This is a genomic window from Streptomyces sp. NPDC054872 (assembly GCF_053610705.1).
The window spans coordinates 1-12224 of record NZ_JBSGYY010000017.1; the positions used below are offsets into that span (position 1 = coordinate 1).

Annotated in this window: 14 protein-coding genes; 8 read left to right on the forward strand and 6 right to left on the reverse strand. The window is 69.9% G+C overall.

Annotated elements, in window-relative coordinates; translation table 11 throughout:
* The first annotated feature begins 498 nt into the window (after nucleotides 1–498).
* Nucleotides 499–843: a WhiB family transcriptional regulator gene (locus ACWGIH_RS21795; protein WP_167828965.1), complete on the forward strand. Its 345-nt coding sequence runs from the start codon at nucleotides 499–501 to the stop codon at nucleotides 841–843.
* 69 nt (nucleotides 844–912) lie between these two features.
* Here ACWGIH_RS21795 and ACWGIH_RS21800 read toward each other — a convergent pair whose 3' ends face one another.
* Together ACWGIH_RS21800 and ACWGIH_RS21805 are read right to left on the reverse strand one after the other, a co-directional pair.
* Nucleotides 913–2340, reverse strand: a complete 1428-nt coding sequence (locus ACWGIH_RS21800) for an ArsA family ATPase (RefSeq protein ID WP_453444537.1) — start codon at nucleotides 2338–2340, stop codon at nucleotides 913–915.
* Nucleotides 2337–3317, reverse strand: coding sequence for an ArsA-related P-loop ATPase (locus ACWGIH_RS21805; protein WP_453444539.1), 981 nt, complete (start codon nucleotides 3315–3317; stop codon nucleotides 2337–2339). Before ACWGIH_RS21805 ends, ACWGIH_RS21800 begins: the two co-directional genes overlap by 4 nt.
* Nucleotides 3318–3399: 82 nt before the next feature.
* Between ACWGIH_RS21805 and ACWGIH_RS21810 the strand changes: the two genes are divergently transcribed.
* From ACWGIH_RS21810 to ACWGIH_RS21825, 4 genes are all read left to right on the forward strand, one after another.
* A complete protein-coding gene (locus ACWGIH_RS21810; RefSeq protein WP_003975360.1) occupies nucleotides 3400–3561 on the forward strand; it encodes a DUF4177 domain-containing protein in 162 nt (53 codons plus the stop codon).
* A complete protein-coding gene (locus ACWGIH_RS21815) occupies nucleotides 3558–4028 on the forward strand; it encodes a RidA family protein (RefSeq protein ID WP_363210529.1) in 471 nt (156 codons plus the stop codon). Before ACWGIH_RS21810 ends, ACWGIH_RS21815 begins: the two co-directional genes overlap by 4 nt.
* Before the next feature lie 111 nt (nucleotides 4029–4139).
* The gene (locus tag ACWGIH_RS21820) at nucleotides 4140–5006 is read left to right on the forward strand and encodes an NUDIX hydrolase (protein ID WP_453444541.1); all 867 of its coding nucleotides are present in this window, start codon (nucleotides 4140–4142) and stop codon (nucleotides 5004–5006) included.
* Nucleotides 5007–5133: 127 nt separating this feature from the next.
* Nucleotides 5134–5964, forward strand: a complete 831-nt coding sequence (locus ACWGIH_RS21825) for an MBL fold metallo-hydrolase (RefSeq protein WP_453444543.1) — start codon at nucleotides 5134–5136, stop codon at nucleotides 5962–5964.
* A gap of 163 nt (nucleotides 5965–6127) precedes the next feature.
* Here the strand turns inward: ACWGIH_RS21825 and ACWGIH_RS21830 are convergent, their stop codons facing one another.
* Nucleotides 6128–6802: a Crp/Fnr family transcriptional regulator gene (locus ACWGIH_RS21830; protein WP_453444545.1), complete on the reverse strand. Its 675-nt coding sequence runs from the start codon at nucleotides 6800–6802 to the stop codon at nucleotides 6128–6130.
* 311 nt (nucleotides 6803–7113) lie between these two features.
* Between ACWGIH_RS21830 and nth the strand changes: the two genes are divergently transcribed.
* From nth to ACWGIH_RS21845, 3 genes are all read left to right on the forward strand, one after another.
* A complete protein-coding gene (gene nth, locus ACWGIH_RS21835; protein WP_453444546.1) occupies nucleotides 7114–8061 on the forward strand; it encodes an endonuclease III in 948 nt (315 codons plus the stop codon).
* Between the two features lie 259 nt (nucleotides 8062–8320).
* A complete protein-coding gene (locus ACWGIH_RS21840) occupies nucleotides 8321–8983 on the forward strand; it encodes an NUDIX hydrolase (protein ID WP_453444750.1) in 663 nt (220 codons plus the stop codon).
* Between the two features lie 49 nt (nucleotides 8984–9032).
* The gene (locus tag ACWGIH_RS21845; protein WP_453444548.1) at nucleotides 9033–10235 is read left to right on the forward strand and encodes a MarP family serine protease; all 1203 of its coding nucleotides are present in this window, start codon (nucleotides 9033–9035) and stop codon (nucleotides 10233–10235) included.
* 127 nt (nucleotides 10236–10362) lie between these two features.
* On the opposite strand, the gene ACWGIH_RS21850 is transcribed toward ACWGIH_RS21845, so the two are convergent.
* The 3 genes from ACWGIH_RS21850 to ACWGIH_RS21860 all read right to left on the reverse strand — a co-directional run bounded on the left by ACWGIH_RS21850 (nucleotide 10363) and on the right by ACWGIH_RS21860 (nucleotide 12153).
* Complete coding sequence (locus ACWGIH_RS21850; protein WP_453444549.1) at nucleotides 10363–10551, reverse strand: hypothetical protein; 189 nt, start codon at nucleotides 10549–10551, stop codon at nucleotides 10363–10365.
* A 151-nt stretch (nucleotides 10552–10702) separates the two neighbouring features.
* Nucleotides 10703–11650, reverse strand: coding sequence for an alpha/beta fold hydrolase (locus tag ACWGIH_RS21855; protein ID WP_453444551.1), 948 nt, complete (start codon nucleotides 11648–11650; stop codon nucleotides 10703–10705).
* On the reverse strand, nucleotides 11647–12153 hold the full coding sequence (locus ACWGIH_RS21860) for a phage holin family protein (protein ID WP_453444553.1): 507 nt from the start codon (nucleotides 12151–12153) through the stop codon (nucleotides 11647–11649). Before ACWGIH_RS21860 ends, ACWGIH_RS21855 begins: the two co-directional genes overlap by 4 nt.
* Nucleotides 12154–12224: the final 71 nt, after the last annotated feature.

The following is a 12224-nucleotide window of genomic DNA, read 5'->3' on the forward strand; positions in this document are numbered from 1 at the left end:
TGCCTCCAGGCAGGCGAGCTGTTCGACGAACAGACCGCATACCCCACCCCAATCTCCGCCACCGCTTGACGAGTTAGGGCGCTGAGGTGTCTACGTTCTGATTCGCCGGACACGCCTCAATGCCTTGGCCTAAGCTGCTCTCAACTGTCACAGCAGTGCGGTTCGGCAACAACCCCTCCCTCGGTCCCGAATCCCGAACGGGGTCCCCCCTCCGCTCATCCGGATGGCCCGGGGAAGCGCCCGAATTCGCCTCATGCGGCATTCGATGCCCGTTGTGACTCAGCTGAAGTGCCCGCATTTGCCGGGTTAATCACGCATGTCGCCAGCTCACTCCGTCGGGTGATCTGCCGCTTACGCATAGTCCGTTCGGGCCATTCAAGATTGGGCCCGAAGGGGGTGTTGCGCTGTGCCCACCTTCCGTAACGTCCTCAACTGGCGGCGGTGAATATGCCGCTGCCGCCGTGGGGGAGCCTCGATTCGGGAGAGGACGGCGCCGGTATGGGCTGGGTAACCGACTGGAGTGCGCAGGCGGCCTGCCGCACTACCGATCCAGATGAACTGTTCGTTCAAGGAGCAGCGCAGAACAGGGCCAAGGCGGTGTGCACCGGATGCCCGGTGCGCACGGAGTGCCTGGCCGACGCGCTGGACAACCGCGTCGAATTCGGCGTGTGGGGTGGCATGACTGAGCGGGAGCGCCGCGCACTGCTGCGCAGGCGTCCCACGGTCACCTCGTGGCGCCGTCTGCTGGAGACGGCGCGCTCCGAGTACGAGCGTGGCGCGGGCCTGCTGCCCGTGGACTTGGAGGACGACGAGACGTACGAGAGCTACGCGGCAGTGGGTTAGCGCCCGTCAGCCGCGTGGCGGTGGGGGAGCGCCCCCACCGCCTGCGTGGCAGTGGGTGAAATCTGCTGCTCAGGCAGCTCCGGCCGAATCACCATCAACACCGGCCGCGAGCCGTTCCCCGATGGCCCGAAGGCCTGCCAGGTCGTGTACGTCGCCCGGCAGCGCCGTCACTTCGGCCACTGCCACCTCGGGGTGAAGCGCGGTGAAGCGATCGCGCGTGCGCTGTTCGCGTGCGAGCAGCTGCATGCGTTCCGCGTGCAGTCGCAGCAGACCGGCGGTCAGCTGTGCCACGGGCTGCTGAGCGTCATGAGGTTCGACGGAGGCTTCGGCGGAGGCGTCAGAGGCCTCTTCGGCTGCCGAGGCGTCTTCGGCGTCAGGGGTCTTTTCGGAAGGTGTGTCAGAAGGTGCGGGGGTCTCGGAACTGCCGGGGGCCTCGTGGGAGTTGCCGGGAGCCTCGTGGGAAGCCTCGCGGGAGCTACGAACACCTTCCTTCCCGTCCTCCTGATCCACAATGCGGCTCTCTTCAAGATTTTCCGCGGCGGCAAGCGCCCGCTCGGCCGAGAGCTGAGCGGCGCCACTGCTGTGCACCCTGTTCAGCACGAGACCGGCGAGCGGCATGTCGTCGGCCGCCAGGCGCTCCACGAAGTACGCCGCTTCCCTCAGCGCGTCGCGCTCCGGCGACGCCACCACGAGGAACGCCGTACCCGGCGCCTGGAGCAGCCGGTACGTGGCGTCCGCGCGGGTGCGAAAGCCGCCGAACATGGTGTCCATCGCGGCTACGAACGTCTGGACGTCCCGCAGCAGTTGACCGCCGAGCAGCTTGCCCAGGGCCCCCGTCATCATCGACATCCCGACGTTCAGGAACTTCATCCCGGCCCGGCCGCCCACCTTCGCGGGGGCCATGAGCACCCGGATCAGCTTCCCGTCCAGGAAGGAGCCGAGGCGCTTCGGCGCGTCGAGGAAGTCCAGGGCGGAACGCGACGGCGGCGTGTCGACGACGATCAGGTCCCACTCGTCACGGGAGCGCAGCTGCCCCAGCTTCTCCATCGCCATGTACTCCTGCGTGCCCGCGAAGCCCGCCGAAAGCGACTGGTAGAAGGGGTTGCCGAGGATCGCGGCCGCGCGCTCCTTGTCCGCGTGCGCCTCGACGATCTCGTCGAAGGTGCGCTTCATGTCGAGCATCATGGCGTGCAGCTCGCCGTCACCGGAGGCGCCCTCGATGGCCTTGACCTGGCGCGGGACGTTGTCGAGCGAGTCGATCCCCATGGACTGCGCGAGCCGGCGCGCCGGGTCGATGGTCAGGACGACGACCTTGCGGCCCCGCTCGGCGGCACGCAGGCCGAGCGCGGCGGCCGTGGTCGTCTTGCCGACGCCTCCGGAGCCGCAGCACACCACGATGCGGGTCTTCGGGTCGTCGAGCAGGGCGTCCACGTCGAGCGTGCGGGCCGGGTCCAGGGGGCGTGTCGTGTCCGGGTGTCGTGCCGGGTCCGAGGTCATGCGATCCCTTGCTTCCGCAGTTCCGCGGCGAGTTCGTAGAGCCCCGCCAGGTCCATTCCCCCGGCCAGCAGGGGGAGTTCGTGCAGGGGGAGGCCGAGATCGCCCAGAACGGCCCGCTGGGAGCCCTCCAGGGCGTGCCGCTCGGCGTACTCGGCGGCCTGCTCCAGGAGCGGGTCCACGAGGCGTTCGGCGACGCCGCCGCGGCGGGCCCCGCCGAGCCCGGCGGCGGACAGGGTCTTGGCGATGGCGGTACGCGGAGCCCGGTCGAGCCCGAGTTCCAGGGACGCCTCGTCGAGGAGCGCGGGCCGCACCATGTTCACGATGACGCGCCCCACGGGGAGCTTGGCCGCGCGCAGCTCCGCGATCCCGTCGGCGGTCTCCTGGACGGGCATCTCCTCCAGGAGCGTCACCAGGTGGACCGCCGTCTCCGGAGACTTCAGGACGCGCATCACGGCCTGCGCCTGATTGTGTATGGGGCCGATCTTGGCCAGGCCCGCGACTTCGTCGTTCACGTTCAGGAAGCGCGTGATGCGGCCCGTGGGCGGCGCGTCCATCACCACGCAGTCGTACGCGTAACGCCCGCTCTTGTCTTTGCGGCGTACGGCCTCGCAGGCCTTGCCGGTCAGCAGGACGTCCCGCAGACCGGGCGCGACGGTGGTGGCGAAGTCGATCGCGCCGAGTTTCTTGAGCGCGCGTCCCGCGCCCCCCAGCTTGTAGAACATCTGGAGGTAGTCGAGCAACGCCAGTTCAGGATCGATGGCAAGGGCATACACCTCCCCGCCCCCGGGAGCGACGGCGATCTTCCGCTCCTCATACGGCAGCGCTTCGGTCTCGAAGAGCTGCGCGATGCCTTGTCTGCCCTCCACCTCCACGAGGAGGGTGCGCTTGCCCTCCGTCGCGAGGGCGAGCGCGAGTGCGGCGGCCACCGTGGTCTTGCCGGTACCGCCCTTGCCGCTGACGACCTGGAGCCTGCTCACACTTCCGAGCCTAACCAGTCGCCGTCCGGGCTAAGCAGGAGGCCACCGTGAGCAGTGCCTCACAACGGCTACAGTCGGCCATATGACCAAGTGGGAATACGCAACCGTGCCGCTGCTCGTCCATGCCACGAAGCAGATTCTGGACACCTGGGGCGAGGACGGCTGGGAGCTCGTCCAGGTCGTGCCCGGGCCGAACAACCCTGAGCAGCTCGTGGCCTACCTGAAGCGGGAGAAGCAGGCATGAGCGGCAACGTCGAGGCGAAGCTGGCCGAGCTCGGCCTGACGCTGCCCGAGGTCGTGCCGCCGCTCGCCGCCTACCAGCCGGCTGTCCAGTCGGGTGTGTACGTCTACACCGCGGGCCAGCTCCCGATGGTGGAGGGCAAGCTTCCGATGACCGGCAAGGTCGGCGGAGAGGTGACCCCCGAGGAGGCCAAGGAACTGGCCCGCACGTGTGCGCTGAACGCGCTCGCCGCGGTGAAGTCCGTCGCCGGTGACCTCGACCGGATCGCCCGCGTCGTGAAGGTCGTCGGCTTCGTGGCCTCGGCCCCGGACTTCACGGGCCAGCCCGCGGTGCTCAACGGCACGAGCGAGCTGCTCGGCGAGGTGCTCGGCGACAAGGGCGTGCACGCCCGCAGCGCCGTGGGTGTGGCGGTCCTGCCGCTGGACGCGCCGGTCGAGGTCGAGATCCAGGTGGAGCTGACCGAGGCGTAGCAGTCCGGCCTCTACGGAGGCTGATCTCTTCGGCTCGCTGCCTGATCGCTGCCTTCTGGCACCCGATAGTTGCCTCTCGAACATCCGCCCACCAGGGGATAGCCTCCGCCCATGGCTAATGGGCAGTGGTACCCCCCGGAGTGGCCCGACCGCATCCGTGCGCTGAGCAGCGGCGAACTGACGCCCGCCACTCCGCGCCGGGCGGCCACGGTCATGCTCCTGCGGGACTCCGTGGCGGGCCCCGCCGTGCACATGCTGCGCAGACGCGCCTCCATGGCCTTCGCCGGAGGCGCGTACGCGTATCCGGGCGGGGGCGTGGACCCGCGCGACGACGACCGCCTCGTGCGCTGGGCGGGACCGTCCCTCGCGACGTGGGCGGCGCGCCTCGGTGTGGACGAGCCGGGCGCCCAGGCGATCGTGTGCGCCGCCGTGCGCGAGACGTTCGAGGAGGCGGGCGTACTGCTCGCCGGGCCGACCCCGTCGAGCGTCGTCGGCGACACCACGGGCGACGACTGGGAGGCCGACCGCGAGGCGCTGGTGGCCCGCGCGCTCTCCTTCGCGGAGTTCCTCGACCGCAGGGACCTGGTCCTCCGTAGCGACCTGCTTGCCGCCTGGGCGCGGTGGATCACTCCGGAGTTCGAGCCGAAGCGCTACGACACGTTCTTCTTCGTGGCGGCCCTCCCGGAGGGGCAGCGCACGCGCAACGCCTCCACGGAGGCCGACCGGACCGTGTGGATCGCTCCGGGGGAGGCCACGGCGGGCTACGACAAGGGCGACCTCCTGATGATGCCGCCCACCATCGCGACCCTGCGCCAACTGAGCCCCCACGGGTCCGCCGCGGAGGCCCTGGCCGCGGCTCCGGAGCGCGACCTCACCCCGGTCCTCGCGCAAGCGCGTTTCGAGGACGGCGAGTTGGTGCTGAGCTGGCCGGGCCACGAAGAGTTCACCAAGCACATCCCCACGAGGGGTTCCGCGTGACCACCGACGAGGGACCCCGCACGACCATCGACGAGGGACCCCTCGCGACCATCGACGAGGGACGACCCCTCGTGACCACTGCCACGCCTGATCGGCCTGCCACGAACCGGACGGGAGTCACCCCCGCATGACCGAAGCCGCCGCCCTTCCCGGGCAGCCCCGGGGCGGAGTCCTCAGCGGTCCCGCCACCGCCCGCGCGGTCAACGTCCTTGCCCCCAACGCGTCCGCGATGACGCTGGACGGGACCAACACCTGGATCGTGTCCGAGCCGGACTCCGGGCTCGCGGTCGTCGTCGACCCGGGGCCCCTGGACGACGGGCACCTCCGGCACGTCATCGCCACGGCCGAGAAGGCCGGGCAGCGGGTCGCGCTCACTCTCCTCACGCACGGCCACCCGGACCACGCGGAGGGGGCCGCGCGCTTCGCCGAGCTGACCGGCACCAAGGTCCGGGCCCTCGACCCCGCGCTGCGTCTTGGCGACGAGGGGCTCGGCGCGGGTGACGTGATCACGACGGGCGGCCTCGAACTCCGGGTGGTCCCGACGCCGGGCCACACCGCTGATTCCCTCTGCTTCCATCTCCCGGCCGATCAGGCGGTCCTGACGGGGGATACGGTCCTGGGGCGCGGTACGACGGTCGTGGCGCACCCTGACGGCCGCCTGGGGGACTATCTGGACTCCCTGCGGCGCCTGCGGTCCCTGACGGTCGACGACGGCGTGCACACGGTCCTGCCGGGCCACGGTCCGGTCCTGGAAGACGCCCAGGGCGCCGTCGAGTTCTACCTGGCCCACCGCGCGAACCGCCTGGCCCAGGTCGAGACGGCTGTGGAGAACGGCCACGCGGCCCCGTCGGACGTGGTCGCCCACGTCTACGCGGACGTGGACCGCTCCTTGTGGCCGGCAGCGGAACTGTCGGTAAGAGCGCAACTGGACTACTTGCAGGAACACGGCTTGATCTAGCCGCAACCGGCCCAGCCCACAGGGGCCATCCCACACCGCGGGGCAATCGGGTGGGTGGGCGGGAAAAGCTTGTGCGGAAGCACGGATGGGGCCCAGCCTCAAAGAGGCGGGACCCCATCCGCGTACGAAACAGCGTCAGCGAAGCAGCGTCAGCGCAACCGCGTCAGCGAGACCGCTTGGCCAGCCGCTCCACGTCCAGCAAAATCACCGCGCGCGCCTCAAGCCGGAGCCAGCCGCGCCCGGCGAAGTCCGCCAGAGCCTTGTTGACCGTCTCGCGGGACGCGCCGACCAGCTGGGCCAGCTCCTCCTGCGTGAGGTCGTGCACGACGTGGATGCCCTCTTCGGACTGCACGCCGAAGCGGCGCGACAGGTCGAGAAGGGCGCGGGCCACACGCCCGGGCACGTCGGAGAAGACCAGATCGGACATCTGGTCGTTCGTCTTGCGCAGGCGCCGCGCGACGGCACGCAGCAGCGCCGCGGCCACCTCGGGCCGTGCGTTCAGCCACGGCTGAAGGTCACCGTGGCCCAGGCCGAGCAGCTTGACCTCGGTGAGCGCGGAGGCGGTGGCCGTACGCGGACCCGGGTCGAACAGCGAGAGCTCACCGATGAGCTCGCCGGGGCCGAGCACCGCGAGCATGTTCTCGCGCCCGTCGGGTGAGGTGCGGTGAAGCTTCACCTTGCCCTCGGTGACCACATAAAGGCGGTCTCCGGGGTCACCTTCATGGAAAAGCGCATCCCCGCGCGCGAGCGTCACCTCACTCATGGAGGCGCGGAGCTCCGCGTCCTGTTCGTCATCGAGCGCCGCGAAGAGCGGGGCGCGCCGCAGAACGTCGTCCACGAGTTCTCTCCTTGTCGACCTGCATCAGGGGACCGCGGTCCCCATTTTGCCGGACCGTCCAAACAGTGTGATCAGTCACAAGTCTGCCGCACTGGCGTCGCATGCTGTGCGGGAGGGGGCCAATTGGGGGCCGATCCATGGGGTCCAGGGCGGATGTCAGTGTCGGGCTCTAGGCTGGCCGGGTGTCCAAAAAGCCGGTGAGAGCACAGGCCAGGAGTACCGGGAAGGCTACAGCCCAACCGAATTCCGCTGTGGGCGAACATACATCCACTGAGCCAGAGAATGCGACAAAAGGGACAAGGGTGCCACCGGTGAGCAAGCCTTCGGAGCAGAATCAAGCCACCGTCGCCGCGGCGAAATCCACCCCGGCCAAGAAGACGCCCGCAGCCAAGAAGGCACTCGCGGCCAAGAAGGCGCCCGCCGCCAAGAAGGCCGTCCCCGCCAAGAAGGCTGCTCCGGCCAAGAAGGCTGCTCCGGCGAAGCCCAAGGCCAAACCCGAGTCCCACGCAGCCCTCGTCCGCCGGGCCCGCCGCATCAACCGTGAGCTGGCCGAGGTGTACTCCTACGCCCACCCCGAGTTGGACTTCGAGAACGCCTTCGAGCTGCTCGTCGCCACGGTCCTCTCCGCGCAGACGACCGACCTGCGGGTGAATCAGACGACCCCGCGCCTCTTCGCCGCGTACCCGACCCCGGAGGACCTCGCGGCCGCGAGCCCCGAAGAGGTCGAGGAGTTGATCCGGCCGACCGGGTTCTTCCGGGCGAAGACGAAGTCGATCATGGGGCTCGCCACGGCCCTCAGGGACAACCACGGCGGCGAGGTTCCCGGCCGCATAGAGGACCTGGTCAAGCTGCCCGGCGTAGGACGCAAGACCGCGTTCGTCGTGCTCGGGAACGCCTTCGGAGTCCCCGGCATCACCGTGGACACCCACTTCGGGCGGCTCGTCCGACGGTGGAAGTGGACCGAGGAGACCGACCCGGTGAAGGTCGAGGCCGCCGTCGCCGACCTCTTCCCGAAGAGCGAGTGGACGATGCTCTCGCACCGCGTGATCTTCCACGGCCGCCGGATCTGTCACTCCCGCAAGCCGGCCTGCGGCGCCTGCCCGATCGCCGATCTCTGCCCGGCGTACGGGGAGGGCGAGACCGACCCGGAGAAGGCGAAGAAGCTCCTGAAGTACGAGATGGGCGGTCTGCCGGGCCAGCGCCTCAAGCCCCCGCCGGACTACCCGGGGAAGGCCGCACCCCCGCTGGGCGCCGCATGAGCGAGGAACCAACCGAGGGTCCACAGGCGTTGTCCACAGTTGGACGGGGGTGCCGATGACGCACGCGAGCGACACGAGTGAGACAACCGACACGAGCGATACGCACATGAGCGACGGGAACGGCTTCCGCAGGCCCGGCCAGGGACTCGGACAAGAACTGGGACAAGACCTCGGGCAAGAACTGGGGCAAGGACTCGGGCGAGAACTCGGCCAGGAGCGCGGCCACGGACCCAGCCCCACAGGCAGCCCCATCGGACACGTGCGCCTCAGTACCGAAGGCCTCCCCGCCTGGCTGGATCCGGTCGCACAAGCGGCCGAGACGGTCCGACCGACCCAACTCAGCCGTTTCCTGCCCCCGGAGAGCGGCGCCGGACGCCAGTCCGCCGTACTGATCCTCTTCGGAGAGGGCACACGCGGCCCCGAGCTGCTCCTGATGGAGCGTTCGGGGAGCCTGCGCTCGCACGCGGGGCAGCCCGCCTTCCCCGGCGGCGCCCTCGACCCCGAGGACGGCGATCCGCTCGACGACGGCCCCCTGCGCGCCGCCCTGCGCGAGGCCGAGGAGGAGACGGGACTCGACCCCCGGGGCGTCCAGCTCTTCGGCGTGCTGCCCAAACTCTTCATCCCGGTGAGCGACTTCGTGGTGACCCCGGTGCTCGGCTGGTGGCGCACACCCACCCCCGTGGGCGTCGTCGACCCGGCCGAGACGGCCCGCGTCTTCACGGTCCCCGTGTCCGATCTCACGGATCCCGACAACCGCGCGACGACGGTTCATCCGAGCGGCCACCAAGGCCCGGCCTTCCTCGTCGAATCCGCTCTGGTCTGGGGTTTTACGGCTGGAGTGATCGACAGAATCCTGCACTTCGCAGGCTGGGAGCGCCCCTGGGACCGCACCAAGCAGGTGCCGCTCGACTGGCGCGCATGACAAGGTTGCGGGGACGTGGCGACCGCGATGCGAGGCGAGGATTGAATCGGTGAACGTGCTGGACATCCTTTTGGTGGTCGCCGCCGTATGGTTCGCGGTCGTCGGTTACCGCCAGGGATTCGTCGTCGGCATCCTGTCGGTGATCGGGTTTCTGGGCGGCGGACTCGTCGCGGTGTACCTGCTGCCCGTCATCTGGGGCGCCCTCACGGACGACGAGGGAGCGGTGAGCACGACGGCCGCCGTCGTGGCCGTGGTCATCGTGATCGTCTGTGCCTCCATCGGCCAGGCCTTCACCACACACCTGGGCAACAAGCTCCGCCGGTACATCACTTGGCAGCCGGCCCGTGCCCTGGACGCCACGGGCGGCGCGCTGGTCAACGTACTGGCGATGCTCCTGGTCGCCTGGCTGATCGGCTCCGCCCTCGCGGGCACGACACTGCCGACGGTCGGCAAGGAAGTACGCAACTCCAAGATCCTGCTCGGCGTTTCACGCACGCTGCCCGACCAGGCGGACACCTGGTTCGCGGACTTCTCGTCGGTCCTCGCGCGCAACGGCTTTCCGCAGGTCTTCAGCCCGTTCTCGAACGAGCCCATCACCGAGGTCCAGGCCCCCGATCCCAAGCTCGCCAAGAGCGAGGTCGCCACGAAGGCCCGGCGCTCCATCGTGAAGGTTCAGGGCGAGGCGCGCGGCTGCGGCAAGGTCCTCGAAGGCACCGGCTTCGTCTTCTCCGAGCGCCGCGTGATGACCAACGCGCACGTGGTCGGCGGCGTGGACGAGCCGACGGTGCAGATAGGCGGAGACGGCAGGACGTACGACGCGAAGGTCGTGCTCTACGACTGGGAGCGCGACATCGCCGTACTGGACGTGCCGACGCTCGATGCGCCCGCGCTGCAGTTCACGTCGAAGGACGCGGCCAGCGGTGACAACGCGATCGTCGCGGGCTTCCCGGAGAACGGCCCGTACGACGTCCGCCCCGCGCGCGTGCGCGGTCGCATCACGGCCAACGGCCCGGACATCTACCACCGGGGCACCGTGCGCCGCGACGTGTACTCGCTCTACGCGACCGTCCGCCAGGGCAACTCGGGCGGCCCGCTGCTCACGCCCGAAGGCAAGGTCTACGGCGTGGTGTTCGCGAAGTCGCTCGACGACCCGGACACCGGTTACGCCCTCACCGCCGACGAGGTCCGCGAGGACATCAAGGCAGGCCGCACCGCCAACCAAGAGGTCGACAGCGAGGGCTGCGCGCTCTAGGCGGGCGCGCAGTCGGGGGAGCAGCCGGATCGGTCCGGATCAGTCGTGCGTACCTCTGGTCCAGCCGCGTACGTATGGTCCAGCCACGTACGCCTGGCCCGGACCCGTACGCCTCGCCAGGCCGCGTTCAGTCGCGCGTATGCCTCAGCCGCGCCGTGACCCAGCGGGCCCTGCGGCGCAGGATGCGGGGGATGCCGATGCCTTGAGCGGGGCCTTCATGGCCCGGATCATGGGGACCGCCCCTCTCACGGCTGTTCAGCGCGATGGCTGAGCGGCGGTTGCGTGCTGCGTCACTGTAGTCGTGCGTCCAGCCCATACCCCGACGTGTGCCCGTGCCCCAAGGTCGGTAATCGCGCTCACGGGCCCCAATTGGCCTATGCGGGAGGCAATTGGCCGTTCGAAGAACAGGTGTTCCCACGGCCTTCCTCCGGGCCCTTCCCCGACCCTGATTCAGGGCGTCGTACGGCCTACCGGTCCGGCTCGGGATCCTTCAGCCAGTTGACCAGTTCGGTGGAGAAGGCCACGGGGTCCTCCTCCTGCGGGAAGTGCCCCAGACCGTCGAACAGCCGCCACCGGTAAGGCGCTTCGACGTACTCGCCGGAGCCGGCGGCGCTGCGCGTGCGCATCACGGGGTCCAGCGAGCCGTGCAGATGCAGCGTGGGAACGCGCACGGGGCGCTTCATGCGCCGGTTGAACTGGATGCCGTCGGGACGGGCCATCGACCGCACCATCCAGCGGTACGGCTCGACCGAGCAGTGCGCCGTCGACGGGATCGTCATGGCGCGGCGGTACGTCTCCACCGACTCGTCGTCCGGCAGCCGCGGCCCCGACCAGTCCCGCACCAGACGCCCCACCAGAGCGGCGTCGTCGGCGACGAGTTGACGCTCAGGCACCCACGGCCGCTGGAAGCCCCACACGTACGAGGCAGCGGCGGTCTGCTTGCGGTCCGAGAGCATCGCCGAACGCCAGCGCCGCGGGTGCGGCATCGAGGAGACGGCGAGGCGGCGCACCAGCTTGGGCCGCATCACGGCCGCCGTCCACGCGAGGTAGCCGCCCAGGTCGTGTCCGACGAGCGCGGCATCGGGCTCGCCGAGCGACCGCACGACACCCGTAATGTCGAGCGCGAGGTTCGCCGGGTCGTAACCCCGCGGCGTACGGTCGCTGCCGCCCACACCCCGCAGGTCCATCGCGACCGCCCGGAAACCCGCGTCGGCGAGCGCCACCATCTGGTGCCGCCAGGTCCACCAGAACTGCGGGAAGCCGTGCAGCAGCAGCACGAGCGGCCCGTCACCCATCTCGGCGATGTGGAAGCGGGCGCCGTTGGCGGCGACGTCCCGATGGGTCCACGGTCCTTCGATGCGTACGAGTGACGCCGGTTGGGCCGGATGGGGGGCGGGCGTGCCGGGGTCCGTCATGAAGACGAGCGTGCCACAACCGCAGGCTTCTCAGTGCCACGGTCGAGGGTGGCGCCCACGGCGGGCGCGGGACCCACCGAACGCGGGTGCGGCTTCACGTTCTGCAGTACGGCAGCCGTCTGCTTGGCCGAAGCGGCGGCCTTCTGCGGCCCCTTGCCCTTCTTGGCCTTCTTGGCGAAGACGACGCCGATCAGCGCGAGCACGCCCGCGACCAGCACGTTCGCCGCGAAGGAGAGCACGAAGCAGATGGCCATGTTCCAGCCGCTCCAGGTACGGATGCCGTACGCCAGGGCGAAGCTCAGCATCGGCAGCGAGAAGAGCAGCACCGCCCCCGCGGCGGCGAACGCGCCACCGCCGACCGCACCCCGCTTGACGTCCTGCCGCAGCTGGGCCTTGGCCAGCGCGATCTCGTCGTGCACCAGCGCCGACATCTCGCTGGTCGCCGTGGAGACCAGCTGGCCGAGGCTGCGTTCGGTGCCGACGGGCCCGTCGGGTGCGCTCATCGCTTCTCCCCTTCTCCGTAAGCCTGCGTAAGCCTGCTCACATACGTCTGTTCCGGTACGACCGCTCAGCT